We start from the raw sequence: 24,598 nt of genomic DNA, 5'->3' as shown, positions 1-24,598 counted from the left end.
GAGTCGGACCCATGCGCCGCGCCCGAAGCACTGGGGTGAGCGACAGCAACGTTGTGTGATGGTCCTGGGGCTGGAGGCCGGAACGGCAGGAGCACGGCCGGGCGGCAGGCTGGGGTCGTGTCACAGCCGGCTGGTATCAATGGGCCGCATGAACACCGAGCACGCAGATCCTGACGACCTCGCTGCGATTCGTGAAGCCTTCGGCATCGACACCGGCGGCGAGTCCGCGCTGGGCTGGGAAGCGGTGCAAGCCTTCGAAGCGGAGCACGGCACAGTCCTGCCCGAGCCCTATCGGACCTTCGTTGCGGAGGTCACCGACGGGTCTCACTCCGGACCGCCGGACTACGGGTTGGTGGGGCTTGCGGAGCTGCCCGACGACTGGGGTGACGGCCGGGGGGAACGAGACCTGAGCCGGCCCTTCCCGCTCACCTCGAGTTGGCTGTGGGATGAGGACACCAGGCCGTCGGAGGAGATCGATCCGATCCTGGACCAGATGTTCAATCACGGGACAATCGTGCTCGGGACGGACGGCTGCGGAATGTACTGGCACCTCGTCGTCACCGGCGCGCATCGCGGGCACGTCTGGTTCATCACTGGCGAAGGGGCGACTCCCTTCGGATCCGGGTTCGGGTTCACCACGGCTGAACCCGGATTCGCAGGATGGGTCAAGCACTGGGCCGCCAACAAGCCCTGGTTCGACGTGGCATGACGCGCCGGGCCATGTCTCCTGATTGATCCCGTGGCGTCGAACCGTCGTCGAGCTCGTGGAGGCGGCACGGAAGACCGCCGCCCCGAGCTCTCGACTCGAAAGCGGTCCTGTTGGCTGCGGGCTGGTCCGTCTGCGGCCGCCGGACGGTCGTTTTCCTAGGACTAGTAGTGGTGCGGCAGGTGGGGTGGCGGTGGCGGGCTGGTGGTCGTGCTGGGCGCGGTGTCCGGCCAGACCAGCAGGACGGGGCAGGAGGCGTGGTCGACGATGAAGCGGCCGGCCGGACCGAGGCTGCGCGGTCCGACATGGGTACGGTCGCCGTCGCGGGCAAGAATGAGAAGGTCGGCGCCTTCTGCGGCGGTCACGACTTCCCCTTCGGCGCGGCCCGGGCATTCTCGGCAGGTACACGGGCGTCCCAGCCGCTCGGCCGCACTGGCCAGCAGTTGTTCGGCGGACGCGGCGGCCAGGTGTTCCACTGCAGTGCCCGGGTCACGGTCGGGGCGTGCGCGGCCCAGCAGTCCGGCATAGGCACCGTGGGCGGCGCCCGGCACCTCGTGGCCGGTGACGTGAAGCAGCACCAGTTCGGCGTCCGCGGGCGTGTGGGTGCGGGCGGCGTCGACGCAGGCGGGCCAGGTGCCCTCCACGATCCAGACAATGACGGTCACGGTGTTCAGCCTCCGATCGCTTGGAGAGAGACCCACAGTGCCACCACCGAGAGCAGCAGGGCGGCGGGTACGGCCAACAGGCCGAGCCGGGTGAACTCGCGCAGATCCACGTCGGTGTCGTGTTCGCGCACGATGCGCCGCCACAACAGGGTGGCCAGCGAGCCGGCGTAGGTCAGGTTGGGTCCGATGTTCACCCCGAGAAGGACTGCCAGGACGGCGCCCGGGCCGGTGGGGGCGGTCAGCGGCAGCAGGACCAGAACGGCGGGCAGGTTGTTGATGACGTTCGCCAGTACGGCTGCCAGTGCCGCGAGGGCGAGAAGGGCCGGGAGGCCGGTGCCGCCGGGCACCAGGTGGCCCAGTACGTCCGCGAGGCCGTTGTCGACCACCGCCCGGACCACGATGCCCAGGGCCAGGACGAAGGCGCAGAACGGCAGGGCCGCGGCCCGGACGATCGCCGTGGGGGTGGTGCGTCGCCGGGCCAGGGCGCGGGCCGCCAGGACGACCGCGCCTGCGGCCGCCGCCCAGGCCGGATTGGTGCCGAGGGCCGAGGTCAGGACGAAGCCCGCCAGGGTGCCCGCCACTGTGAGCAGGGCGAACAGAGGCAGTTCGCGGGGCTGGTCGGCCGGCGGGGCCTGGGCGCCGGCGTCCAGGTCGGTGGCGAAGAAACGCCGGATCACCACGTACTCGGTGCCGATGGCCACCAGCCAGGGCAGGGCCATCAGGGCGGCGAAACGGGTGAAGGTCAGGCCACTGGCGGCAAACGCCAGAAGGTTGGTCAGGTTGGAGACCGGCAGCAGCAGTGAGGCGGTGTTCGACAGGTGGGTGCAGGCGTATACGTGCGGTTTGGCGCGGGCGCCGAGGCGGGCGGCGGTGGCGAACACCACCGGGGTCAGCAGCACCACCGTGGCGTCCAGGCTGAGGACCGCTGTGATCAGTGAGGCAGTCACGAAGACGAGAACCAGCAGCCGGTGGGGCCGGCCGGCCGCTCGGCGGGCCATCCAGGCGCCGCAGGCGTGGAACAGGCCCTCGTCGTCGCACAGCTGGGCCAGGACCAGGACGGCTGCGAGGAAGCCGATCACCGGGCCCAGCCGGGCGGCCTCGGCCGCCGCGTGGTTCAGCGGGATCGCGCCGGTGGCGATGACCACCCCGGCTGCGGGGACGGCCACGACCGCCTCCGGCCAGCCCCACGGCCGGATCACCGCGCAGGCCAGCACCGCAAGGAGGAGGGCGGCGGAGAGTGCTTCCGCGAGTGAGGCGTTCAGGGGCTGAGCCTTTCCGGAGTGGAGTCCTGGCGCAGAGGACGGCCGCACCGGACGACTGTCGTCAAGTACACCGGAGCCGGTGGGCGCTGGTGAGTTCGCGTAGTCAGCTGTTACCAGCTCTCGGGTGAAACAGTGATGATTATGGCGATATGCAAACTTCTGGGATGTTTCGGTGGCGAGAGTAGACCTGCCCCGGGCCCGCCACGGTCGGCGAGGCTATCGTTGCTCCGCATGACCCACACCGAGATCGAGATCACCGCGGAGTTGGTCCGGGACCTGCTGCGCGACCAGCACCCCGACCTGGCCCATCACCGCGTGGAGCTCGGCGCGCGCGGTTGGGACAACCAGCTGTGGCGGCTCGGGGACGACCTTGCCGTCCGGTTGCCGTGGGCGACACGGACTGCGGACGAGTTGCTGCGCAAGGAGTACACCTGGCTGCCCGCCCTCGCCCCGGACCTTCCTCTGCGGATCCCCGTCCCGCAGCGCCTCGGTGAGCCCTCGGAGCGGTTTCCACGGCCCTGGATCGTCACCACCTGGGTGCCGGGCGAGCCCGCCGACCGCGCCCCCGCCACACGCGCCGCGGAGGCGGCCGACGCCTTGGCCGCCTTCCTGACAGCTCTTCACCGGCCCGCTCCCGCCGGGGCGCCCACCGGTCGTGATCGCGGGGGGCCACTGGCCGACGCTACCGAAGGGTTCGCCAAGATGCTCGCCTCGGCCACCGAGCTGGGGCTGATCGCCGACCCGGATGCCGTCCGCGCGGTCTGGGAGGACGCCGCCAACGCACCTGGCTGGGCGGGCCCGGCACTGTGGCTCCATGGCGACCTTCATCCGGCCAACGTTCTCACCACGGATGGCACCTTCTGCGGTGTGATCGACTTCGGTGACCTCTTCGCGGGCGATCCGGCCTGCGACCTCGCCGCCCCCTGGGTACTACTGCCGGACGGCGCCGTCGACCGCTTCCACGGGGCCTACCGGCCGGCCCCGGATGACGCGACCCTGCGTCGCGCTCGCGGCTGGGCGGCGCTGCGCGCCCTGGCCTGCATCCTCATCGGAGACGCCGGCGTCCACGGCCGCCCGGGCGGCAAGCCCACCTGGGGCCCGCCCGCCCATGCCACGCTACGACGCCTCATCGCGACGGCCCGCTGAACGACCGGGCCGAACAGGCCAGCGGACCAAGGCGGGCCCTGGTGCCGCTGACCGGCCCTCGTGTGCATCTGTGGCCCGCTCCCCCGTGGAGCCAGGGTCGTCGAACCGGCCGCGGAGACGACCTGGGCGCAATGGCCGGCCGCCGCGACGGCCGGAGGTGAACGCAGCGCAAGCCGAGGACACCGCCGAGCAGACGCGCCTTGCCTCGCTGCTGGACCAGGCTGCTGAGCAGTCACTTCGGTGAAGTCCGCTCGTCTGCACCCTGAGTTCCCATTCCGGCGCTGTCGCCGCCTGCGCATCGGCCGGCTTCCGGCAGCGCCCCGAGGTCCGGGACCGCTACCAGAGCGCCTGATTTCCTGCTCCTCGCGTGGCGAGGGCGTGCAGTTGTCATCGGGTGCCGTGGGCGTGCCTTCAGTGTTGCTCGTGGTCGAGGGCGGCGATCTCCCGTATGGCCTCGGCGATGACAGGGGACTCCTTCTTCAGGATCGCACCGTGGTTGCTGGCGACCTTCGCACTGATCTCGATGTTCGCGTTGCGGGCGGTCACCGCGTCGAGGCTGGTCCGTATCCGCTCCTGCTCGTCACCACGGCTTCCGAGGGACGTACCCGAAGCGACCACGTACCGTACCGGGACAGTGATGTTGTCCAGCACAGGGCCCAGTTCGTGCTCTTGGGAGATCACACCGATCTCGATGTTGCTGTCCGCCTGCTGCTCGGCGGTCATCCGCGGGGCCAGGCCGGTCGGGCGCAGCAACGGCAGGAACCAGCCCATGCGCCGGAACATCTTCCTGATCCGCTGTTCCATGGCTTCGTCGAGCCAGTCGTACGGGAACGCGCCGTCGACCAGGACCGCGCCGAGGGTACGGTCCGGGTTGCGGTCGGCCCAGTGTGCTGCGACGAACGCTCCGTAGGACCAGCCCACGAGCAGCGCCCGGTGCACGCTCCTGGCCGCGAGGACGGCATCGACGTCCCGGACGGCCGCCTCGAAGGAGTAGTCCGCCGAGCGCTTCGATTTCCTGCCGCGGGCCCGCTCGTCGTAGGTGATGTGCCGCCATTCTGGCCCCAGTTCGGCGATGACCCGCCGCCAGTACCCCTGGGTGGCGAACTGGCCGTTGAGGTAGACCACCGGGATGCCGGGCCCGCCGGTGTCGGTGACGGCCAGGGCCGTGTCGTCGACCGGAACCATTCCGGTCCACTGCGAGATGGTCGAGGAGGTGCTGTTCGTCGTCATGTTTTCCCCTGGTCGGGTCAGATGTCCCGTACGGCTTGTCCGGGACCTGCATGTGGATCGTGGGCCTCGCGGCGCGGGCGGCCGGGCCTTCGGGAACGACCGGCAGGAGCTCGGTCGTAGCCGGCCCGGCCGGATACTTCTGGTTCTGGCCCCGGCCCCGCTAGAGGCTGCGGGCGGTGATGTCACCGTGGGCGGTGGTGGCGCGGATGTCGAGTCCGGCGGTGCCGTCGTTCTTGAGGGCGTTGCTGATACGGCCGTGGGCGGTGCCGGCGTCCAGGACGGCCGGAACGCCGGCGGCGGCGCCGACCGTGATGTCGCCGGACTGGGTGCGGAGCGCGACCGTGCCGCGCACCGCCTCGGTGATCCGTATGTCGCCGCTTGTGGTGCTTATCTCCGCGGGGCCGTTGAGCCGGCCGACTTCGATGTCGCCGTCGATCGCGGTGAGGCGGACGCTCTCGGCCTCGTCGATCTTGATCTGGCGGTACGCGCCTTCGAAGGCAATGTCGCCGAGGCGTCCGACGCCTCGGAGCTCGGCGCCGGCGGTCCTGGCCTCGACGCCGGAGCCGGCGGGCAGTTGGACGGTGACCTCCAGGGATCCGGAGGGGCCGGAGAGCCGGTTGTCCGGGGTCGAGGCCGCGATCCGCAGGACGCCGTCGGCGCAGGCGACGGTGGTCTGCTCAGCCGTCTTGGCGTCCCGGCTCCTGGAGGGGTTCGCGGGCAGGACCTCGACGGTGGTGTCGGCGCGGTTGGAGGCGATGAACTGGACACGTCCGGCGGGGAGGTCCAGGACGACGGAGATCGGGGCGGGGGTGTCGAACTTCAGCATGGTGTCTCCCGTAGCTGCTTGCCGTTTCTGACACAGGAAACGCTACGTTGCTTTCCAAAGTTCGACAACAGATTCATTGCACGAAATTGATGTTCATGCAGGTGGCAGCATTGAAATCGTTGCAATAGATATAAGACTAACGCAACATCAATCTTCCACTCATTGCAATGAGCCGAAGATGAACGCTACGGCGGGCCCACCGCGCCACCGAAGGCGGGGCCACCGGCTCGGACTTCGGTGTACTTGGGCGGCAGGGGCTGATCGAAGCCTGGTCGCGGATCGCGGGCCCACATGACCAGCCCCCTGCCGAACCTGCAAGAACGCCCCATGCGAGAAGGACCGGCACACTCCGCGCACGGATTCCGTGATGGGGACGACCTGATCAGGCGACGACGACAGGTTCGCCGCTCAGCGCGACACCGGCCCGGCGCAGCTCGTCGAGTGCGGTGCGCGTGGTGTCGGGGGCGACGCCGGCGGTGTAGTCGAGCAGGACCTGCACAGTGAAGCCCGCCCGTACTCCGTCCAGCGCGGTGGCTTTGACGCAGTGGTCGGTTGCGATGCCCACGACATCGAGATCGGTGACATCGCGGGCGTTCAACCAGTCGGACAGCGTCGTCCCGTCCTGGGTGAAGCCTTCGAAACCGCTCTTCGAGGCGGAGTGCGCTCCCTTGAAGACGACCTCGTCGACGTGCCCGGAGTCCACAGCGGGCGCGAAGTCCGGGTGGAACTCGCCTCCTTCGCTGCCGACGACGCAATGTACGGGGAACGAGTCCTGGAAGTCGGGGTTCTCGGAGAAGTGGGTGCCCGGGTCGATGTGGTGGTCACGGGTGGCCACCACGAAGGCGTACCGCTCGTCCGGGCGCCGGAGCAGCTCGGCGATGGCGGCGGCCCGGTCCGCGCCGCCCTTCACCGGAACGCTGCCGCCCTCGCAGAAGTCCTTCTGCACATCGACGATGATCAGTGCACGACGCATGGGGAGTGCCCTTTCCCTCGGATACAGCCATTCCCCCGATGGTCACCCTCCCGCCGGTGGACGTGCGCTCCACTCGCCGGTCGTTCACCCGACCGGCACGGCACGCCCGGCAACGTGGTGCAACGCTCCCTCCCGCGCCGGAGCCGCAGGGAGAGAGAAGCTTTGCCAGCGTGCTCCCCTCAGCCGTCGAAGCAGGTCAGCACGGGCGCCCTGCACCAGAACCGGCGAACGGGGTGGAGCGCATACAGGAGGTGCGCGCCGAGCGTGCCGGTGATGGGGCTCACCACACAACCGCGGTCGACTGCGGGCAATCCGGGTGACCCGGCCCCGCTCCGGCACGGACAGGACACCGGCGACCCCGACGGCCGGTTCGCAGGCTGGGCGGGCACGAGGTGGAAGGCCCGGACATCCCGAGCGGTCCCGTCCCGCTGAGGAGGCGTCATGCCCCTGCGTGCGACGAGGAACGGGCAGAGCAGGGAAACGGGGAGAGCAGCGGAAGACGGATGCGCCGGAATCCTCAATGTGTGACGGTGGTGCCGCGTGGGACGGTGAATTCGTCGAGCGCCGCCGTGCCCGGCGCGAGGTGGGACCACGACGTGCCGGTCAGCGACAGGACCGCGACAGCGGAGGTCGGGTACTTCACGCGTGCCCGCGCGAGTGCCTCATCCTCTCCGCCTCCCGCGAGGGACAGGACCAGGTCCTGCACTCCGGGCTGGTGGCCGATCAGCAGAACGGTCCGTTTCCGATCCGGCACATCACGCAGAACGGCTACCAGGGTGGACGCGCTCGCGTCGTACACCCGTGGCTCGAACACCACCTCCGGTGACGCGCCCAGCTGTGCCGCGACCAGGTCCCATGTCTGCCGGGTACGCCGGGCCGTCGAGCAGATGACCAGGTCGGGCACGTACTTCCCTTCGCGCAGCCGACGTCCGGCTGCCGGAGCGTCCCGGCGGCCCCGGCCCGCAAGCGGGCGCAGGTGGTCGGGTACGCCGTGCGGCCAGGCCGACTTGGCGTGCCGCAGCACGATCAGTCGGGCCGGGGCAGGCCTGGGCACGGTCTCAGCCCGCTTCCCGCGGTGGAGGGCGGCCGATCTCACGGATGAGTTCCAGGCCGAGGATCCGGTCCAGGGAGGCGAAGGTCTCGAACTTCTGGCCCTCGGGCACGCCATCGGCCACCTCGGCACGGAGCAGCAGGTCCAGTACAGCCGGTGTGCCGAGGTCGGCCGCCAGCGCGTCGGCCGCCGCGCGGCTCACTTCCCGCGGCACCGGTTTCGACGGCGAACACGCCCAGTGCGCAACCCGTTCCCGCCAGCGCAGCAGCGTCCGATCTGCCTCGACGACATCACCGGGCGTGAGGGTGAAGGGCCGGTGGTACGGCCGACTGAGCAACCCGAGCCTGATGGCCAGCAGGTCCTCGCCCACGGCCGGACGTTGCCGGTGCGCTCCGGTCCCGTCCGCACGTCCCACCTCCACCCAGACCCCCGGTTCGGCATCGTGTCGTCCGTCGCCGAAGACATCGACGTCGGCCGGGCCACCAAGGGCGTCGAGCGACTCGCCGCTGCTGCCGGTGAACGAGGCGGGAGGGTGCACTCCGAGTGCGGTCGTGAAGGTCAGCAACGTCCTGACCCGCTCCGGTGACGGGTCGGGAAGCTCGCAGGCCCAGATCAGCTGGTGGCCGTCCGCCTCCAGCGTCCGCGACAGCACGTCCGCGACGACGAGTATCCGGGCGTGGAGCGGCCCCGGCTCGCCGTTGATGACGGGCAGGTGCACGCTCATGCGCAGCAGCCGATCGCGCGCCGCCGTAAGTGCCACCGCATGACGCGTGCGGGCGTCGATGATCGTCGTCACAGCCTGTCTTCCTTCCGCCGGCGTGCATCAGTCCATGCATCCGGTGAGCTGGAGGTAGGTGTGCTGGGCATCCGCCACCAGTCGGTCGGCCTCCTTCCGGCTGCCGCAGCCCGTTACCCGATACGTGGAGCCGGGTGAGAGCCTGCGGAGCGCAGCTGCCCACGCGGCAGGCTCCGCGTGCCAGCGGCCCAGGTCCGCTAGGTCGACCAGGTCGACGAAGGGCTCGGCCTCGGCGACGCACACCACTTCCTCCAGGTCACGTCGGCCGTCGCTCAGATGCAGCATGGCCACCGGCCAGGCCGGCACCTCGTCGCCAGGCCGCGCCGGCTCCTGCATCAGGACCATGGTTCGCACGGACCGGCCGTCCTCGCCCAGGGTGTCCTGAGCTCGCCCTTCGCCCACCGGCCAGCCTCCGTCGCGGCCCGGTACGTCGTGCTCGGCGGACTCCGGACTGCCGTGCCTCCCGATGGACGACCCGATGGTCGACTCGACCTCGACCTTGATGCGAGGCACCGCGCCCACCTCCCGTGATACCGGACGGCTGGATCACGCAGAGGTCATCGGCGCCGCATCGGCGCGGTTACGCCGAGCCTCATCGCCCGACGTGTCCAGTGTCCCGCGCACGGCCGGGCGGTACAACCGCCGGTCCATGCCTGCCGGGACAACATTCGTGGCTCCCGGCAGGCTGCCGGGAGCGGTGATCTCGTTCTCATCGCACGGCCGTGGGGCCCGCCGTACCCGAACCGCGGCAACGACGCCGTCAACGGTCCCTGCTTGCGACGCGCACCCGTGTTTCCCGTGCCCGGCGAGTAGGAGACGTACATGGAAGAGCCCCGGACTTCGACGCTGGACGAAGCGGTCGGCCACGATGTCGGCTTTCACGTTCCCGGGCAACGCAAGGATCCGCGGTTGCGGCAGGGTCCCGTGGTGGCCGCCGTCGCAGTCCGCGGTGGTCTGGGGGCCACCGCACGGTACGGGGCATCGCTTCTGTGGCCCACGGCGGCCGATGTCTTCCCGTGGACGACCTTGGCGGTCAATGCCATCGGCTGCGCGGTCATCGGCGTGTTCATGTTCGTGATCACCGATGTCTGGGCGGCCCACCGGCTCGTGCGCCCCTTCTTCGGCACCGGTGTCCTCGGCGGCTTCACCACCTTCTCCACGTACGTCAGCGATGTCCAGCGCCTGGTGGCCGGGCACGGAGCACTCGCCGGCCCGACCTACCTGGTCCTCACCTTGCTCGCCGCCATGGGCTCCGTCTGGATCGCCGTCACCGTGACACGTCGCGTCGTCGCATGGAAGCAGTCTTGAGGCTCACCGGGTCCGCGCTGCCCGTCTCCGAGGGCCTCGTCGTCCTCGACGACCACCAAGTCGCGCGCCTCGCCGGTACCGAGGGCTCCGGCGTCATCAGGCGAAGGCGGTTCTCAGCGCGGACCAGGCGATCTTCGGATCGGAGAGGCCGTGGTACATCGTCGGGATCTCCTTGTCGACGCCGAAGTGGTGGTAGACCGCGAGCATGGCCGCGCGGACCGAGTACTCGACGGTGAATACGACGTCCTCGGGGATCTCGACGAACTGGCCGAGGAACGCGAAGTTCTCGGCACCGTCGGGAACGACCAGAGGCCGGTCGGCGACGGTGCGGCGCTGGAACTGGGCGTCGATATAGGGCATCTGGACCGTGGTCACCTTCGTGGTGGCCCGGACCTCGTCGGCGATGTCGTCGAAGCCGAGGTGGCCGAGGAGCTCGTCGAGGATCTCTGCACCGGTGCAGTCGTCCATCTTCTTCGGCACGTGGTCGCCGGGGACGTCGCCGAACAGCGAGTATCCCCACAGCGTGTACGTGTCCTCCTGCTGGTCGCGGAAGTGCGGTTGCGCCGGCACGACGACCGATAGGAGCCAGCGCGAGTCCTTCCAGGTCATCAGGGCGCCTTCGCCGGGGACATTGCCGGTGTACTCCTGGATGCGGTCCAGCAGAGTTCTGCCGGTCATGGTGAGGGTGAAGGACTCCCACTTGGTCTCGTCGATGTTGCCGCAGAACGTGGTCGGACGGCCGAAGTCGGGGGCCTTCTTGGCGATCGCCTCCCACAGCCGCCAGGAACCGTCCCTCTTGTCGCGGATCAGCTCGGGAACCGTGGAGCGGTCGCCGTATGTGGTGTCGGCCGTCATCGACCCGATGGTCAGGAACGCGTAGTCGTCCTCGCCCAGCTCGATCGTCCCCGCCTCGGCGCCGTCACGCTCCAGGCGAAGTCGGAAAACCCTGCGGGCAGTGGCGTCGGAGAAGTCGATGTCGGCGACGGTCACCCCGAACTCGGTCCGCACGCCCCGGGCGATGAGCCACTCCTGGATCGGACGGATGACGGAGTCGTACTGGTTGTACTTGCTGCGCCGCACCCCGGACAGCGTGTGGATGCGGTCGAATTCCTGGACGAAGGCGAGAAAGTAACGCTTCAGCTCGATCGCCGAGTGCCAGGTCTGGAACGCGAACGTCGTACGCCACATGCACCAGAAGTTCGTGGCGAAGAAGTGCGGCTGGAAGAAGTCGTCGATACGACGCGCGCCGATCACCCGCTCGGGCAGCGCGAGCAGCCGGGTCATGTCGACGCGATCGCGGGCGTCCAGGCCGAGCCGGGAGGCGTCGGCGATGGTGCGATCGCCGTTGATGATCCGGGCCTTGGCGTTCGTGGGGTGCTCGATGTTGAAGGCGAGCATCTCCTGCCGTACCGAGATCGCCGGATCGTCCAGGGTCGGGATCGTCTCCAGGAGGTTCCACAGGCACACGTAGTGCTCTTCCTCGAACATCCGGCCGCCACGGGTGACGTATCCGCCCTCGGCGGTCGGTGCAGGGGCTCCGTCCATCGATCCGCCGACGATCGGCAACTGCTCCAGAATGTGCACGTTCTCGCCGGGCACCCCCGCGTCCCGTACGAGGAAGGCGGCTGCGGCGAGCGAGGCCACGCCACCACCGACGAGGTAGACCTGGGAGTTCTTCGATGCCGGCACGAGCTGACCTCCGGTACGGCGGGAACGGGCACGGAGCGGTCGCGGCGGACTGCGCGGCCCGCCGACCCCCACCGAGCCTCTCGCACCTGCGTACATCGCGCGAACGGAACAGGCCGTGCGCCGTCGGCCCGTCACCACGGTGCACAGGGCCGCCGTGGTTCGCCGTGTGGTGGGATGCGCGTGGTGCCGGAGCAGAGCGATGGCCCGGGCGCGCCGGGCGTTGCCGGATACCGGTGTCGGTCGGCCGGACCGGCCGAGACCGGCGCCGACATGCCCTGGATGCACGCCGAAGCGGAGCCTCTTCCCGGCTCCGAGGAGTTCGGTGCCCTCTTCACCGAGCAGGAGCCGACCGTCGACGAGGAGCACTGGGGCCGGCCCGAGGGGCAGCGCGTGCGTCACGACTGCCGGGCAGGCGTCACCTTGAAACCCGCTCGACCTGATCGCCCTCTCGAAGAGACGCTGTGGGCATGGAGTTCTTCTGCTACCACCGCGACCGGCCCGGCTCAGAGACGCTGCGCGCCGAGCTACTGGAAGACCACTGGTCCTATATGGACGGGTACGCAAAGGAAATGATCGCCCGGGGCCCGACGCTCGCGGGCGACACGCCCACCGGCAGTGTGCACATCGTCGACCTGCCCGATCGCGTTGCCGCCCGCGCGTTCGCCTTCGACGAGCCCGGTTACCAGGCCGGCGTGTACCGGGACGTGCTGGTACGGCGATGGCGCAACCTGCTGGGGCGCACCATGTGGGACTTCCCCGGCGGCCGGACCGGTGGCAACCGTTACCTGGTGCTCGGCCTGGGCACGGGGCAGGCCGCCGATCTCACGGTGCCGCTCCATCGGGACGAGCTGATCGCCTACGGACCGCTGCTGTCCGACGACGGCACCGCCTGGCTGGGCACGGCGGCGTTGGTCCGGGCGCCGGACCCGGACACGGCACGCGCCGTCCTCACCGCGGAGAGGTACGCCGACATCGAGGTGCACAACTGGCAGTTCGGCGGACGGGCGTCCTGACCCGGGGAAGTCGGAGGCCGATGACCGTGTGGCCGTTCGGGTGGTTCAGCTTCCCTGCGTCCGCCCGAACCCACGGCGCATCGGCCTGACCGCCAGTGCCCGGGCGCTGTCTCCCTCACGCGTCCGGCACCCAGCTCCCATGGAAACCGAGCGGCACTCGCCCCGGCAGGTGGATACGGGCCAGTGGGCGTCCGGTGAAGTCCTGCGCGGAGAGGATCACCAGGTCGCTCGCACCGCGGTCGGGGTCGTGCACATAGGAAAGGAGGTAGCCGTCGTCCTCGTCCCGTGACCCGCGGCGCGGCACGAACACGGGCTCCCCGGCTGCCGCGCCGTCCGGGAATCGGTGCACCTGTCGGCTGCCGCGCAGCATGTCGTGCTTCACCAGACAGTTGGTGAACCCGTCGTCCGGCGGGACTCCGTCGACCGTTTCGTAGGCGCGCCACATCTCCGCCGCGCTCGCCGCGTACGCGAAGCGGTGCCGTCGCGACACGAGGGACTCGTTGACACGGGGGAACTCCTGTGGCAGGTCGTCGATCCGCGTGCTGCGGACACGGCCCGCGCGCAGGTCGATGGTCCAGCGGTCGAGCGCGGGTGTGCCGTTCGCGGAAGGCCCGCCGTTGCCCCGGCCCGCGGCGTAGAACGGCGCGGGCATGGTGGTGAGTTCCATGACGATGGTGTCGCCCTGGTCGTAGGCGTTGAGTGTGTGCGAGTAGTACACCGGATCGATCTCGAACCAGCGGACCGCGCCACCGGTCCGTGGCATCACCCCCACCCGCATCGGGTGTTGCGGGTTCCAGACATAGGGCACGGGCGCGCCCGCCTCGGCGGCCGCCATGTCGAAGGTGATCGGCACATCGACGATCACCACGTACTTCTGCGTGAGAGCGAAGTCGTGCATCATCGGCGCGTCCGCCACGGGGATCCTGGTGGTCCGTGCCACCCGGCCGGTCCGGTCGACCACGAGGTGCCGCACATGGTCCCAGGTCGGGTAGTACGCCACCGCGTGCAGTTCGTCCGCCGCCGCGTCGTACTTGGTGTGCGCGGTGAACGCGCCCTCCAGTGTGGAGCGGAAGTCGTACGGCCGCACCGTGTTCAGCTCGCCGTCCAGTTCGTACGGCAGTGGTCCGCTCTCCTGGAGGGCCAGGATGCGCCCCTTGTACGGGATGACGTGGGTGTTGCAGGCGAAGTCGTCCGGCGGTGCCTCGCCCGGGTACGGCTCGCCAAGTTTCCGTGCCACCTGCGAGGAGCGCACCCACCGGTTGCGGTACCACTCGGCGCGCCCGCCGCGCAGCCGCACCCCGTGCACCATGCCGTCGCCGAGCATCCAATGGTGGGCCCGCGGATCCTCGATACCCAGTGCGTTGGGGCCGGTACGCAGATAACGGCCGTCCAGGTCGCGCGGGATCCGGCCGGTCACCTCCAGGTCGAACGCGGTGAGCTCCTCGGTCACCGGGGCGAAGGCCCCTTCCAGGAACGGGAACGTGGCCCCGCTCCCGGTTCCTGTGCCGCTGGTGGCCGCTTGCGCCGCGGTGGCGTAGTGGCCGAGGCCGTAGCCTCCTACGACGCTCCCGGCCGCCGCGAGCGCCGCTCCGTGGAGGATCCGTCGGCGTGTGTGACTGGTCATCGCTCTCCCCCTGTGATCGGTTCCCGGCGGTCCTCGCCGGTCCTGGGAAAGATTCTGCTGCGCTGACGACGGGCGAGTCAGGTGGCCTGAGGCCCGTGTGCGGGGGTGGTGCTGGTGCCACCCCCGCATAGGCCCACCACCAAGGAATCACGCCTGTACGGAGATGAATTGACGTCCTGGCATGATCCGCTCCCGACTCGCGGGGGTCGGAAGCGCCCGGAGGGAAGTCGCCCTCGTCACCGGCACGGCGTGGCCCTGCAAGGAGCCCGAGTATCCGGACACACTGCGTGCAAAGGTCGGCATCGAGCCCTTCGACGAGTACGTCGCCGAGTTCGCGGTGGCCTGAGGGTCCTTTCGCAGTCGCGTCCGGTGGGCGGAACCGCTCCCCGGGTGCGGGTCCGCGCCGACGGCGGAACGCGGTCAGCGGCTGCGCAAGGCCTCGTCGATCCTGTCGCGCAGAGCGCGTGCGGCCTCGGGTGACAGGAGCGCCTCCATCTCGCCGTCGTCGTAGAGCGCAAGGCGGATGTGGTCGTGGTGGCCTGTGGTGGCCACGTCGATGCTGATGGTCGGATCGCCCTCGGCACGGTAGCGAGCGGTCTCGTCGAAGCCGTTCAGGGCCTGGATGTCGGGGCCGGGCACGCTGGACCAGATGCTCATGGCCGCCATTCCTCGCGGTAGTCGGGGTGGTCGGCATAGGGCAGGGTCAGGTGGCGGAAGACTTCCAGGAGGACCGCGCGTTCCACGCCGGCGGTGAGCTTGTTGAAGGAGTCCGGCAGCGCCGCGCTCGCCTCCGGCTCCTCGTACCGCTTGAGCAGTCCACGCTTGGCCTCGACTTCGCGCAGGGTGCGAGCCGGGTCCTGGTGGGCGATGTGAGCGGCGTGCTGGTCGCTCACGCCAGTGTTGTGCGTGACCACCATTCCGGTGTCGTCACTCACCAGACCGCTCCCCGAGCCGTGGTCCAGCCAGCGGAGCCCGTCAGCGCTACGCCCCCCGGCAGCGCGCGCCACGGACTCGTCCTCGTCGAGCCTGTCACCAAGGAATCGCATCAAGTCGTCCATGGGGCCATCCTCCCGTATCGCCAGGGCCGGAACGGGAGGATCGGTGAACCGGGGGTGGAGCCTGATCCGTGATGAGCCGCATCGTCGGCGGCGGCCATCGACTCAACAAGCCGCGCCGTCGGCGGGCTTCACCCCGGAGCGATGGTCAGACCAGGAACAGCATCGCGACCGTCACCGTGAACAGCAGTCCGATGTAGGCCCAGGCGTGGATGCGGTCGGGAATCCTCGGCGGGCGTCGCCGCAGCACCGCGATCACCGGCAGGGCCCCCAGGAGCAGCGCCGATGCTGCGCGGAGGTCGATGAGGCCCACCAGCCGCACCTGCGCGTGCGTGGCGGCGGGGACCACTGCCACGCACAGGGACACCGCGGTGGCCGGCAGTGCGATGGCGAGGGTGAGGGGGTTGGCCAGTGCGGTCGCCACACTCATCGTGTGCCCGGCCCGTCGCATCGCGGGGACGGTCATGACGCTGCCACCGACACCCAGGAAGGCGGCGACCGCGCCGATCGGTGCGCCGAGGGCGGACGGCAGCGGGCGCGGTGTGTCCGCTGCCGTCCCGGCGTGGAGGTCCGGGCGGAGAAAGCCGGGGCGCAGGAGCAGGTCGGCGATGGTGAGCGCGACGTACGCGACGAACGCCCAGTGGGCCAGAGCGGAGGGAGCGAGGCGGGTGGCGAGCGCCCCGGCCGAGGCACCGGCCGCCAGCAGCAGGAGCAGGATGCCGCTGCCCCGGAGCGAGAGGAGTACCCGCCGCGGTGTGACGGCCGTCGCGAACCCCGCGTTCACCACCATCACCAGGGCCGAGGTGGCCGTCGCCACCCGCATCGCGTCCGCACCGAGGGCGGCGTCCGCCCAGACCACGACCGGTACCGCGACGAACCCTCCACCGAATCCGAACAACACAGTCGTCACCCCGGTGAGGAGCCCGACCCCGATCAGCATCACGAAGTCCATGGCTCCCACCACATCAGCCGGGGCTGCCTACTCGCATGCGATGGTCGGCACACTTCTTTTGCGTGTCAGCCACTAATGTGGACGGGGTGAAGAACGTTCCGCTCGACGACGTCGACCACGCCGACCGAGCCGTCCTGCCGATCGGCACCGACTACCCGCCCGGCCACGTACTGGACTGGCACCAACACCGGCGTGCGCAGTTCCTCTACGGTGCCACCGGAGTCATGGTCGTCGACACCGCCGAGGGGACCTGGACCGTTCCGCCCGAGCGCGCCGTACTGATCCCGCCCACTACACGGCACCGGGTCCGCATGCTGGGGGTGAGCACCCGGAGCCTGTACATCGAGCCGCATGCCGTCCCCTGGTGGCCCGCCACCTGCACGGTCGTGGACGTACCGCCACTGCTGCGCGAGCTGCTCCTGGCCGCTGTCGAGTTCGATGTCGACTACAGCCTGTCCGGGCGTGAGGGAAGCATCGCCGCACTCCTCCTGTACGAGATCGCCGAGCGCGCCCCGCTCCCGTTCCACGTGGCGATTCCCGCCTCCGCCGACCTCGCGGAGCTCTGCCGGGAGTATCTGGCGGCCCCGGACGCCGATGCCACCAACGCCACGTGGGCCGCCAGGACGGCGATGAGCGAACGGGCCTTCACCCGGCGTTTCCGCGTCGAGACCGGCGACAGCCCGGCCGTCTGGCGGGGGCGCGCCCGCCTGCTCGCGGCCGTCCCACTGCTGCGCACCGGGTCGGTCAGCGAGGTCGGTGGCCGTATCGGTTACGCCTCTCCCGCAGCGTTCACCGCTGCTTTCACCCGCGCCTTCGGGATGCCCCCGTCCCGCTTCTCCGCGAGCCACCGGGGCGGCGGCGGCCGATGCCGACTGCCCGGGGAGGCGCTCTGATGTGGTGCGGCGACGGATGCTCCTGGCGTCTCCGGCGGTTGGATGGAACCGGGCGCCGCGAGCGGTTCACCCGGGCTCGTCCACGAATGCAAAAAATGTTGGACGGTGATGTCGAGAACCCGTGACCGGCTCCGTCCCTGCTATGAACGCGACCAGAATGGGTCGCATCACCACCGAGGAGAAACACGATGGCCAAGTACTTGCTGCTCAAGCACTACCGCGGCGCCCCGGCCCCGGTGAACGACGTGTGCATGGACCAGTGGACGCCGGAGGAGATCTCGGCCCATGTCCAGTACATGCAGGACTTCGCGGACCGGCTCGAGAAGACCGGTGAGTTCGTCGACGGTCAGGCGCTCGCTCCCGAGGGCATGTGGGTCCGGTACGACGGTGAGGGGCGCCCGCCGGTCACCGACGGCCCGTTCGCCGAGACCAAGGACCTGATCGCAGGCTGGATGGTGATCGACGTCGACAGTTACGAGCGCGCCGTCGAGCTGGCCGGGGAGCTCTCGGCCGCCCCCGGCGCGGGCGGGAAGCCGATCCACGAGTGGCTCGAGGTGCGCCCGTTCCTCGGCGCACCGGCCACCATCACGGAGTGACGTCGGCAGTGGACGAGAATCTGCTCCGGAGCCTCACTCCGAGCGTGCTCGGAATCCTCGTCCGCCGCGGGGCCGACTTCGCGGCGGCCGAGGACGCCGTTCAGGACGCGCTGGTCGAGGCGGTCCGTGTCTGGCCGTCCGGCTCTTCCCCCGGCTCTTCGGGCAGGGAAGATGCCATCCGCGACCCGAAGGGCTGGCTGGTCACCGTGGCCTGGCGCCGGTTCCTGGACGCGACCCGGGCGGACGCGGCCCGCCGCCGGCGTGAGGACCTCGTCGACGAGGAACCGGCTCCGGGGCCCGCGCCCGCGGTGGACGACACGCTCCAGCTCTACTTCCTGTGCGCCCATCCCTCGCTCACGCCGTCCTCCGCGGTCGCGCTCACACTGCGTGCCGTCGGTGGGCTCACCACCCGCCAGATCGCCCAGGCCTACCTGGTGCCAGAGGCAACCATGGCGCAGCGCATCAGCCGGGCCAAGCGCACCGTCTCCCGTGTGCGTCTGGACCGGCCCGGCGATGTCGCCACCGTGCTGCGCGTGCTCTACCTGGTCTTCAACGAGGGCTACTCCGGCGACGTCGACCTCGCCGCCGAGGCAATCCGGCTCACCCGGCAGCTCGCCGCCGTGATCGACCACCCCGAGGTGGCGGGGCTGCTCGCCCTCATGCTGCTCCACCACGCACGGCGTGCCGCCCGGACCGCGTCCGACGGCAGCCTGGTGCCGCTCTCCGAGCAGGACCGCGGCCGGTGGGACACCGGGGCGATCACCGAAGGCGTCGGGATCCTCCAGGCGGCCCTCGCTCGCGACCGTCTCGGCGAGTTCCAGGCCCAGGCCGCCATCGCGGCCCTGCACGCCGACGCACCCACCGCCGAGGAGACGGACTGGGTGCAGATCGTCGAGTGGTACGACGAACTCGCTCGCCTGACCGACAGCCCGGTCGTGCGTCTCAACCGCGCGGTGGCCGTGGGCGAAGCCGACGGACCTCGTGCCGGTCTGGCGGCACTCGCGTCTCTGGACGACTCGCTGCCCCGTTACGTCGCGGTGGCGGCGTACCTCCACGAGCGCGACGGTGACCTGACGACGGCAGCACGGCTGTACGCCGAGGCGGCCCTGAAAGCCACCGACCTCGCCGAGCGCGACCATCTGATGCGCCAGGCCGCCCGGCTCAATACCCGGGGGCGTCGCTGACGGTTCACGCCGGGCATTCACCCCGGTACTCGGCGTGGCCCATGGCCCATGTATCTGAGTCGGCCCGGGCTCAGAGGCTCAGTACGACGGCGGCGCCGATGCCGCCCGCGAACAACGCGAAAGCGGCTTCCGGCCAGCCGCCCTTACCCCAGCGGAACGGTCTGTCGAGGGCGAACCGGCCGGGACCGATGGCGGCGACGGCCAGCGCCACGACCGCGATGCACACGTTGTATTCGGCGCCGCCCTGCGTCGCCCACAGGCCATGTGCTGCGGTGACGGTCACCATGGCATTGATCATCACACCGATCAGGGCGGCCGATGCCAACGGCGTGAACAGCCCCAGGGCCAGGCCCAGGCCGCCGAGGAATTCGGAACCACCGCCGATGGCGGCATAGACCGCTCCCGGTCGGTAGCCCAGAGCGGCGAAACCCTTGCCCGTCGCGTCGAGGCCTTCACCACCGAACAGTCCGAAGAGCTTCTGGGATCCGTGCCCGGCCATGAGAAGGCCGAAGGCGATCCTGAGAAGGAGCAGTCCGCAGTCGCCGGCGGAGATCGCAGGCCTCGCCGCAACGTGGACCGCCGACCTGGGCGGGGCGCGCAACTTCTCATCGATGAACTTCATTGGAGGCTCCCTCTCGGTCGGAGCTGCCGCCCCCGCCGTCGAGCCGCCGTTCGCTTTCGTATCGAAATGCGCGGTAATCGAAATGCGCGATACTGGATCTTCTTTCCATCGTCACCCCTCCCCCGCCCGGTATCGACCCTGGAGCGGTGGAGTGCGCGCGGTATCAGCAGGTGCGTGGAGGCGTGACCGCCCCTGGTACGGACCCGATGACAGCAGGCTGGAGCCCTGAGCCCCAGCCTGCTGTCATCCACTGTCAACAGCGGGCCGCAGCCCATGGGTCGCCGTCGGAACCGGATTTGACGGATTGAGGTACGGATTCGGGAGTGCCCCGCGTCAGCTGCAGTTCGCATAGACCACGTCCGCCGCGTGGTGCGCCGCGTCCGTGGAACCCTCCGAATTCCCGTCCTTGCCGCGGTCGTGCAGCACGACCGCCGGCTTCCCGCCACCGATCCTGACGTTCGGGGCCGCCACCCACTGCCCGTGGTGGGCGGCCTGGTCGATCGTGAAGCTCGCCGGCTGTGTCCGGGAGGAGCTGCTCCCGGCGTGGACGGTGCAGTAGGACGGGGCGCCGCCGGCATGCCGGATGTCGCTGGAGTCGGGGATGTGCACGCTGATGCGGCAGGAGCCCGAGGTGACGGAGCCGGTGCTGAAGGACCAGGTCGCGTAGGTACCCGCGTCGCTGCCGTCCCCAGACATCGGGATCGAGCGGAATCGGCCGTTAGAGCCGTGGGGCGAGTAGCGGTCGTCCACAGGTCGTCGTTGTTGGCGACCTATGGACGAGCCGTGCTCGCTGTAGGAAACTCCGGAGCCCGAGCGGTGCGGTCCCGCATAGGCGGAGAACTGCTGGGCCGCGGTGGATTTGACGGTGGATCCGGCAGCCGTGCCCCCTCCGGCCGCTGTTCTCCCTGCGGCGGCCTTGGACCCGGAGCCCGGCTCGGCGGATGCTCTGTGGCTCCCCGCGGGTGACGGTTCGTCGGCCGCCTTGCCCTTCCCGGCAGAGTCGGCGACGGCGGCAATGCCGTGACGAGCGTCGATCCCGGCGGTACGGGCAGCTTCACCGGCGACGGCGCCGGGCTGGCCACCGCCTTCGTCGCGGGCGCCGCCGCGCTCGCCGTCGCCGTACACCCGGATCTGACACCCTCTCAGCAGTCCGACTGCCTGACTGCGACGGCGTTTCACATCCCGGCCGACAAGGCGCTGGTCGGCGCGGGCACGGTGGATCCGGCGGCGACCGTCACCGCCCCGGCCCCCGATCCCTCGGCTGCCCCATCCCCCCAGGCCCCGGCAAGCCTCCATATGGAGCCCCGAGGCCCCTACCGGCCGCACCACGGCCATCGCCATCACCTCCGCCGCCGGGGCGGCCGTCCTGAACACGGGCTTCGCCGCGTTCCCCCTCCCCGGGCCCGCCGCCGGGGTCGGCGGCCGGGAGGATCGGCGCCATAGGCGGCACACCGCCGGACAGGGGCCGGGGCATCGGACTGTTCGTGGCCCGGCTCCGGCCCGTCCTGCCACGTCAGACGGCCGGAGCGTCGGCGATGCGGTAACCGACACCGGGGGTGGTCGTGATGACGGGCGGGCCGCCCAGTTTGCGGCGCAGCCTGCCGATGGTGACGGTCACGGTGTTGGTGAACGGGTCGGCGTTCTCGTCCCACACCTGCTCCAGGAGGTCCTCGGCGCTCAGAAAGCCGGGCACGGCGCGCAGCAGTGCTTCCAGGACGGCGAACTCCTTGGCGGACAGCTCCAGCGGGCGGCCGTCGCGCAGGGCGGTCCGGCGTACCGGGTCGAGTTCGAGACCGGCGGCGCGCAAAGTGCGGGCCCGGGCGGCCGGTCTGCGGCGGGCCAGGGACCGGATGCGCAGGATCAGCTCCGGGAAGTGGAAGGGCTTGGCGAGGTAGTCGTCGGCGCCGAGGGTGAGGCCGCTGACCCGGTCGCCGGGCGCCCCGGCCGCGGTGAGCATCAGGACCATCGCCCGCTCGTCCCGCTCGGTGATCATCTGGCAGAGCGTGTCCCCGTGGATACCGGGCAGGTCACGGTCGAGAACCACCACGTCGTACGCGTTCACGTCGAGCCTGGCTGCGGCGGCCAGGCCGTCGTGCGCGATATCGACGGCCATCCCCTGGTCCCGCAGCCCCTCGGCGAGGACCTCGGCGAGCGACCTGGCGTCCTCCACGACCAGAATTCTCACCGTGCCGCTCCTTGCGAACCGGCCGCCGTCGGCAGCGCAGCGCCGACGCGCAGGCCGCCCTCCGGCCGGGCCAGGAGAGTGAGGTGGCCGCCGTGAGCCGCGACGATCGCTGCGACGATCGACAGTCCCAGGCCGGAACTCCCCTCCGGTCCCGTACGGTCGGCGCCGAGCCGTACGAACGGCTGCGTCAGCCCGTCCACCCCGGCCTGGTCGAGGACACGCCCGCCGGTCTCCACGACGAGCCGTGTCCCGGTGTCGTCGTGTTCGGTGGCGATCCGGATCCAGCCGCTCTCCTCGTTGTGCACGATCGCGTTGTCGACCATGTTCTCGACCATCCGGGACAGCAGTGCCGGACTGCCCCGTGTCCAGGCGTCCAGGTGCGCCTCGTCCTCGACGGTCAGCTTCTTCGCGGCGATGTCGGCGGCCCGGACGGTCAGTGCCTCCCGGGCCAGCTCGCCGAGCGACACCGGACTTCGGCCAGCGAGGGCGCCGTGCTGCGCCCGGGCGAGGACGAGGAAGCCGTCCAGCAGGTGGTCCACCCGGTCGAGCTCTCTGCGCAACCGTCCGGCGAGCGCCACGGTCTGTGCCGCCGGCTCCGGTTTGGCGACGGCGACGTCCAGCGACGCCCGCATCGTCGCCAGCGGCGTACGCAGTTCGTGCGAGGCGTTGCCGACGAACCGGCGCTGGGCGACGAAGGAGGCCTCAAGACGTTCCAGAAGTCCGTCGACCGTGTCGGCGAGCTCCTTGACCTCGTCGACGGGTCCGACGACGGCGAGCCGCTGATGCAGGTTCTCGGCGGAGATCCGCCGTGTCGCCGCGGTGATCAGCCGCAGCGGGCGCAGGACCCGGCCGGCGAGGGCCCGGCCGAGCAGGAGCGAGACGCCCGCCATCACCGCCAGCGCGATCAGCGAACCGACCAGCAGCCGGTGGTTCTGCTGCGCATGCACCTCCGAGAGCTGCCGCTGCAGATCCCGGATCTGCTGCTCGGCTGCGGCGAGGCCGGGCCGGACGGCCGGGGGCTGTTCAGGAGCGACACCGGTCACCCGGCCGCCCGACATCAGGTAGGTCAGGGCGAGCAGTACGCTCCCGGACCCGAGGAACCCGGAGGCGTACAGGATCGTGAATCGCCGTCCGACGGTACCGCTCCGCACTCTGCCCACGTGTCTCTTCCTCCTCGGATCCGGCCGGCCCCAGATTGCCCCACCGCGCCTAACAACGGCATGACAGCGGCGGTTCGGACCGCGTTATGCCCCGATCCGTAGAACCGGGTCCATGCTCACCACCAACGAAACACTTCAACTGCTCCGGCGGGAGTGGACCCGGTTGCGGCGTCCGGGCCGGCTCGTCGCGATGGCGGCCGCGGCTCTGGTCGTCGTCGCCTTCGGTCTGCTCTCCGCGCTCGGCGGCCACACATCCTGCGACGGTCCGTGCCCGGCCGAACCGACCGGGCCGGACGACTCCCGCGTCGACGACCAGTTCTACTTCCTCCATCGCGACCTGGGCGAGAACGGCAGCATCACGGTCCGGCTGACGTCCATGTCGGGAACGATCACCTATCCGCCGCCGGACCACGACCGGATCGTCCCTGGCCTGGTGCCGTGGGCGAAGGCCGGCATCATCATCAAGGACGGGATCCGTCAGGGGTCCTCGTACGCGGCGCTGATGCTCACCGGCAGCCACGGTGTGCGGATGCAGTACGACTACCACCACGACATCGCGGGCGGCGGCGGTGGGGTCTCGGCCGGGTCGCCGCGCTGGCTGCGGCTGACACGGTCGGGCGACACCGTCACCGGATACGAGTCAGCCGACGGCGAGCGGTGGGCGAAGGTCGGCACGGCACGGCTGTCCGGGCTGCCCGGGACCGTGCAGGTCGGCCTGTTCGCCGCCTCTCCCGGCGACCTGACGCTGCGGTCCGTGGGGCTCGGCGGTGCCACGGAGCAGGTGCGGTTCACACAGGCCGGCGGTGTCTTCGACAACGTCGCCCTCAAGGGTGCTGCCGCTGCGGGGAGTTGGAACACGGATGCCGTCGGCGAGATGAACCGGACCGACTGGGAGAAGTACCACAGGGCATCCGGGGCGGTGGAGAGGAACGGTACGTTCACCGTCACCGGCACCGGCGACATCGGGCCCGGAGGCACTGAGGGCGGCGGCCTCCCGGTGGAACGCTCCCTCGGCGGCCTGTCCCTCGGGCTGATCGTCGTGCTGGTGGTCGCCGTCCGGTTCGTCACCTCCGACCCCGGCCGCCCCCGCGGGTCCGCGGACGGCACGCCGCTCACCCGCCGGGTGCTCGCGGCGAAGGCGGTCGTCGTCGGAGCACTCACCTTCGGAACCGGTCTCCTCGCCACCGGCATCGTCGTCCCGGTCGCCGTGGCGACCTCGACGGGGAGCGGGACCTCCGTCGTCGAGGTGTCCGCACTCACCTCGGCGCGGGTCGCCGTCGGAACGGCCGCCGTCCTCGCCCTCGCCGCCGTGTTCGCGCTCGCGCTCGGTGCGCTGCTTCGGCGCGGCCGGCTCGCGATCGCCGTCGCCGTCCTGACGATCGCGGTCCCGTACGCCGTGACCTCGTTCCCGCTGCTGGCCGACGGCCTGTCGCAGTGGCTGCTGCGAGTCACTCCGGCGGCCGGCTTCGCCGCCCAGCAGACCCTGATCGAGTACCCGCAGGTCGTCGCCCACTACGCACCCTCCACCGGATACTTCCCCCTGCCGTGGTGGGCCGGACTCGCGGTGCTGTGTGCGTACACGGCGACGCTTCTCGGGCTTGCCCTGAGCCGCCTGCCGCAAGGCGGACGGCGGACCGAGTAGCAGCTCTCTGCCCCCGGGGC

General features: G+C 70.4%; 27 protein-coding genes. 10 read left to right on the top strand and 17 right to left on the bottom strand.

The features are described from left to right. Positions 1-148: 148 nt before the first annotated feature. Positions 149-709 carry an SMI1/KNR4 family protein gene (locus tag AB0D53_RS21960; protein WP_362449066.1) on the top strand — a complete coding sequence of 187 codons (561 nt, stop codon included), beginning with the start codon at positions 149-151 and terminating at the stop codon, positions 707-709. Between the two features lie 161 nt (positions 710-870). Here AB0D53_RS21960 and AB0D53_RS21955 read toward each other — a convergent pair whose 3' ends face one another. Together AB0D53_RS21955 and AB0D53_RS21950 are read right to left on the bottom strand one after the other, a co-directional pair. Continuing rightward, a complete protein-coding gene (locus AB0D53_RS21955) occupies positions 871-1,371 on the bottom strand; it encodes a universal stress protein (protein WP_362449064.1) in 501 nt (166 codons plus the stop codon). 5 nt (positions 1,372-1,376) lie between these two features. Continuing rightward, positions 1,377-2,633 carry an SLC13 family permease gene (locus AB0D53_RS21950; RefSeq protein ID WP_362449192.1) on the bottom strand — a complete coding sequence of 419 codons (1,257 nt, stop codon included), beginning with the start codon at positions 2,631-2,633 and terminating at the stop codon, positions 1,377-1,379. A 231-nt stretch (positions 2,634-2,864) separates the two neighbouring features. Here AB0D53_RS21950 and AB0D53_RS21945 point away from each other — a divergent pair, with 231 nt between their 5' ends. Next, entirely contained in the window at positions 2,865-3,779 is a 915-nt protein-coding gene (locus tag AB0D53_RS21945) for an aminoglycoside phosphotransferase family protein (protein WP_362449062.1), read from the top strand. A gap of 411 nt (positions 3,780-4,190) precedes the next feature. On the opposite strand, the gene AB0D53_RS21940 is transcribed toward AB0D53_RS21945, so the two are convergent. The 6 genes from AB0D53_RS21940 to AB0D53_RS21915 all read right to left on the bottom strand — a co-directional run bounded on the left by AB0D53_RS21940 (position 4,191) and on the right by AB0D53_RS21915 (position 9,168). Further along, positions 4,191-5,009 (bottom strand): alpha/beta hydrolase, encoded by an 819-nt coding sequence (locus tag AB0D53_RS21940; RefSeq protein WP_362449060.1) that lies wholly within the window; start codon positions 5,007-5,009, stop codon positions 4,191-4,193. 160 nt (positions 5,010-5,169) lie between these two features. Beyond that, positions 5,170-5,835, bottom strand: a complete 666-nt coding sequence (locus tag AB0D53_RS21935; RefSeq protein ID WP_362449058.1) for a DUF4097 family beta strand repeat-containing protein — start codon at positions 5,833-5,835, stop codon at positions 5,170-5,172. 382 nt (positions 5,836-6,217) lie between these two features. After that, positions 6,218-6,808 (bottom strand): isochorismatase family protein, encoded by a 591-nt coding sequence (locus tag AB0D53_RS21930; RefSeq protein WP_362449056.1) that lies wholly within the window; start codon positions 6,806-6,808, stop codon positions 6,218-6,220. A 517-nt stretch (positions 6,809-7,325) separates the two neighbouring features. Continuing rightward, the gene (locus AB0D53_RS21925) at positions 7,326-7,862 is read right to left on the bottom strand and encodes a histidine phosphatase family protein (RefSeq protein WP_362449054.1); all 537 of its coding nucleotides are present in this window, start codon (positions 7,860-7,862) and stop codon (positions 7,326-7,328) included. A 4-nt stretch (positions 7,863-7,866) separates the two neighbouring features. Then, positions 7,867-8,655 carry a hypothetical protein gene (locus AB0D53_RS21920; protein WP_362449052.1) on the bottom strand — a complete coding sequence of 263 codons (789 nt, stop codon included), beginning with the start codon at positions 8,653-8,655 and terminating at the stop codon, positions 7,867-7,869. A gap of 27 nt (positions 8,656-8,682) precedes the next feature. Continuing rightward, on the bottom strand, positions 8,683-9,168 hold the full coding sequence (locus AB0D53_RS21915) for an inorganic diphosphatase (protein ID WP_362449050.1): 486 nt from the start codon (positions 9,166-9,168) through the stop codon (positions 8,683-8,685). Positions 9,169-9,477: 309 nt separating this feature from the next. Here AB0D53_RS21915 and AB0D53_RS21910 point away from each other — a divergent pair, with 309 nt between their 5' ends. Next, positions 9,478-9,963 carry a CrcB family protein gene (locus AB0D53_RS21910; RefSeq protein WP_362449048.1) on the top strand — a complete coding sequence of 162 codons (486 nt, stop codon included), beginning with the start codon at positions 9,478-9,480 and terminating at the stop codon, positions 9,961-9,963. 96 nt (positions 9,964-10,059) lie between these two features. On the opposite strand, the gene AB0D53_RS21905 is transcribed toward AB0D53_RS21910, so the two are convergent. Continuing rightward, positions 10,060-11,652, bottom strand: coding sequence for an oleate hydratase (locus tag AB0D53_RS21905; RefSeq protein ID WP_362449046.1), 1,593 nt, complete (start codon positions 11,650-11,652; stop codon positions 10,060-10,062). Between the two features lie 467 nt (positions 11,653-12,119). On the opposite strand from AB0D53_RS21905, the gene AB0D53_RS21900 reads away from it, so the two are divergent. After that, positions 12,120-12,665 carry a YciI family protein gene (locus AB0D53_RS21900; protein WP_362449044.1) on the top strand — a complete coding sequence of 182 codons (546 nt, stop codon included), beginning with the start codon at positions 12,120-12,122 and terminating at the stop codon, positions 12,663-12,665. Between the two features lie 115 nt (positions 12,666-12,780). On the opposite strand, the gene AB0D53_RS21895 is transcribed toward AB0D53_RS21900, so the two are convergent. Next, the gene (locus AB0D53_RS21895) at positions 12,781-14,289 is read right to left on the bottom strand and encodes a carotenoid oxygenase family protein (RefSeq protein WP_362449042.1); all 1,509 of its coding nucleotides are present in this window, start codon (positions 14,287-14,289) and stop codon (positions 12,781-12,783) included. Between the two features lie 181 nt (positions 14,290-14,470). Here AB0D53_RS21895 and AB0D53_RS21890 point away from each other — a divergent pair, with 181 nt between their 5' ends. Continuing rightward, on the top strand, positions 14,471-14,635 hold the full coding sequence (locus tag AB0D53_RS21890; RefSeq protein ID WP_362449200.1) for a hypothetical protein: 165 nt from the start codon (positions 14,471-14,473) through the stop codon (positions 14,633-14,635). 74 nt (positions 14,636-14,709) lie between these two features. Here the strand turns inward: AB0D53_RS21890 and AB0D53_RS21885 are convergent, their stop codons facing one another. The 3 genes from AB0D53_RS21885 to AB0D53_RS21875 all read right to left on the bottom strand — a co-directional run bounded on the left by AB0D53_RS21885 (position 14,710) and on the right by AB0D53_RS21875 (position 16,296). Beyond that, on the bottom strand, positions 14,710-14,946 hold the full coding sequence (locus AB0D53_RS21885) for a hypothetical protein (RefSeq protein WP_362449040.1): 237 nt from the start codon (positions 14,944-14,946) through the stop codon (positions 14,710-14,712). Continuing rightward, positions 14,943-15,347 (bottom strand): DUF6221 family protein, encoded by a 405-nt coding sequence (locus AB0D53_RS21880; RefSeq protein ID WP_362449038.1) that lies wholly within the window; start codon positions 15,345-15,347, stop codon positions 14,943-14,945. The genes AB0D53_RS21885 and AB0D53_RS21880 overlap by 4 nt, the downstream gene beginning before the upstream one ends. A gap of 145 nt (positions 15,348-15,492) precedes the next feature. After that, entirely contained in the window at positions 15,493-16,296 is an 804-nt protein-coding gene (locus AB0D53_RS21875; RefSeq protein WP_362449036.1) for a sulfite exporter TauE/SafE family protein, read from the bottom strand. 86 nt (positions 16,297-16,382) lie between these two features. Here AB0D53_RS21875 and AB0D53_RS21870 point away from each other — a divergent pair, with 86 nt between their 5' ends. From AB0D53_RS21870 to AB0D53_RS21860, 3 genes are all read left to right on the top strand, one after another. Next, a complete protein-coding gene (locus AB0D53_RS21870) occupies positions 16,383-17,189 on the top strand; it encodes a helix-turn-helix transcriptional regulator (RefSeq protein WP_362449190.1) in 807 nt (268 codons plus the stop codon). 188 nt (positions 17,190-17,377) lie between these two features. Continuing rightward, positions 17,378-17,785, top strand: a complete 408-nt coding sequence (locus AB0D53_RS21865) for a YciI family protein (protein WP_362449034.1) — start codon at positions 17,378-17,380, stop codon at positions 17,783-17,785. An 8-nt stretch (positions 17,786-17,793) separates the two neighbouring features. Beyond that, positions 17,794-18,969 (top strand): DUF6596 domain-containing protein, encoded by a 1,176-nt coding sequence (locus tag AB0D53_RS21860; RefSeq protein ID WP_362449188.1) that lies wholly within the window; start codon positions 17,794-17,796, stop codon positions 18,967-18,969. Positions 18,970-19,039: 70 nt separating this feature from the next. Here AB0D53_RS21860 and AB0D53_RS21855 read toward each other — a convergent pair whose 3' ends face one another. Continuing rightward, complete coding sequence (locus tag AB0D53_RS21855; protein ID WP_362449032.1) at positions 19,040-19,591, bottom strand: DoxX family protein; 552 nt, start codon at positions 19,589-19,591, stop codon at positions 19,040-19,042. A gap of 333 nt (positions 19,592-19,924) precedes the next feature. Continuing rightward, the gene (locus AB0D53_RS21850) at positions 19,925-20,716 is read right to left on the bottom strand and encodes a hypothetical protein (protein WP_362449198.1); all 792 of its coding nucleotides are present in this window, start codon (positions 20,714-20,716) and stop codon (positions 19,925-19,927) included. Here AB0D53_RS21850 and AB0D53_RS21845 point away from each other — a divergent pair. Beyond that, positions 20,612-21,034: a hypothetical protein gene (locus AB0D53_RS21845; RefSeq protein ID WP_362449030.1), complete on the top strand. Its 423-nt coding sequence runs from the start codon at positions 20,612-20,614 to the stop codon at positions 21,032-21,034. The two genes, AB0D53_RS21850 and AB0D53_RS21845, sit on opposite strands and share 105 nt — an antisense overlap. 70 nt (positions 21,035-21,104) lie before the next feature. Here the strand turns inward: AB0D53_RS21845 and AB0D53_RS21840 are convergent, their stop codons facing one another. Further along, positions 21,105-21,776, bottom strand: coding sequence for a response regulator transcription factor (locus AB0D53_RS21840; RefSeq protein WP_362449029.1), 672 nt, complete (start codon positions 21,774-21,776; stop codon positions 21,105-21,107). Further along, positions 21,773-22,936, bottom strand: a complete 1,164-nt coding sequence (locus AB0D53_RS21835) for a HAMP domain-containing sensor histidine kinase (protein WP_362449027.1) — start codon at positions 22,934-22,936, stop codon at positions 21,773-21,775. The genes AB0D53_RS21840 and AB0D53_RS21835 overlap by 4 nt, the downstream gene beginning before the upstream one ends. Before the next feature lie 112 nt (positions 22,937-23,048). On the opposite strand from AB0D53_RS21835, the gene AB0D53_RS21830 reads away from it, so the two are divergent. Then, positions 23,049-24,578, top strand: a complete 1,530-nt coding sequence (locus tag AB0D53_RS21830) for a hypothetical protein (RefSeq protein ID WP_362449025.1) — start codon at positions 23,049-23,051, stop codon at positions 24,576-24,578. Positions 24,579-24,598: the final 20 nt, after the last annotated feature.

It is taken from the genome of Streptomyces sp. NPDC048295, from assembly GCF_040652135.1.
Taxonomy (GTDB): Bacteria; Actinomycetota; Actinomycetes; order Streptomycetales; family Streptomycetaceae; genus Streptomyces.
This window is presented reverse-complemented; position numbering and strand designations above follow the sequence as displayed.

Bases quoted from the DNA above. Each gene is read 5' to 3' on its own strand.
- AB0D53_RS21960 (WP_362449066.1), top strand. From the start codon at position 149: ATGAACACCGAGCACGCAGATCCTGACGACCTCGCTGCGATTCGTGAA.
- AB0D53_RS21945 (WP_362449062.1), top strand. From the start codon at position 2,865: ATGACCCACACCGAGATCGAGATCACCGCGGAGTTGGTCCGGGACCTG.
- AB0D53_RS21940 (WP_362449060.1), bottom strand. From the start codon at position 5,009: ATGACGACGAACAGCACCTCCTCGACCATCTCGCAGTGGACCGGAATG.
- AB0D53_RS21935 (WP_362449058.1), bottom strand. From the start codon at position 5,835: ATGCTGAAGTTCGACACCCCCGCCCCGATCTCCGTCGTCCTGGACCTC.
- AB0D53_RS21930 (WP_362449056.1), bottom strand. From the start codon at position 6,808: ATGCGTCGTGCACTGATCATCGTCGATGTGCAGAAGGACTTCTGCGAG.
- AB0D53_RS21910 (WP_362449048.1), top strand. From the start codon at position 9,478: ATGGAAGAGCCCCGGACTTCGACGCTGGACGAAGCGGTCGGCCACGAT.
- AB0D53_RS21900 (WP_362449044.1), top strand. From the start codon at position 12,120: ATGGAGTTCTTCTGCTACCACCGCGACCGGCCCGGCTCAGAGACGCTG.
- AB0D53_RS21895 (WP_362449042.1), bottom strand. From the start codon at position 14,289: ATGACCAGTCACACACGCCGACGGATCCTCCACGGAGCGGCGCTCGCG.
- AB0D53_RS21890 (WP_362449200.1), top strand. From the start codon at position 14,471: ATGATCCGCTCCCGACTCGCGGGGGTCGGAAGCGCCCGGAGGGAAGTC.
- AB0D53_RS21885 (WP_362449040.1), bottom strand. From the start codon at position 14,946: ATGAGCATCTGGTCCAGCGTGCCCGGCCCCGACATCCAGGCCCTGAAC.
- AB0D53_RS21880 (WP_362449038.1), bottom strand. From the start codon at position 15,347: ATGGACGACTTGATGCGATTCCTTGGTGACAGGCTCGACGAGGACGAG.
- AB0D53_RS21875 (WP_362449036.1), bottom strand. From the start codon at position 16,296: ATGGACTTCGTGATGCTGATCGGGGTCGGGCTCCTCACCGGGGTGACG.
- AB0D53_RS21865 (WP_362449034.1), top strand. From the start codon at position 17,378: ATGGCCAAGTACTTGCTGCTCAAGCACTACCGCGGCGCCCCGGCCCCG.
- AB0D53_RS21855 (WP_362449032.1), bottom strand. From the start codon at position 19,591: ATGAAGTTCATCGATGAGAAGTTGCGCGCCCCGCCCAGGTCGGCGGTC.
- AB0D53_RS21830 (WP_362449025.1), top strand. From the start codon at position 23,049: ATGCTCACCACCAACGAAACACTTCAACTGCTCCGGCGGGAGTGGACC.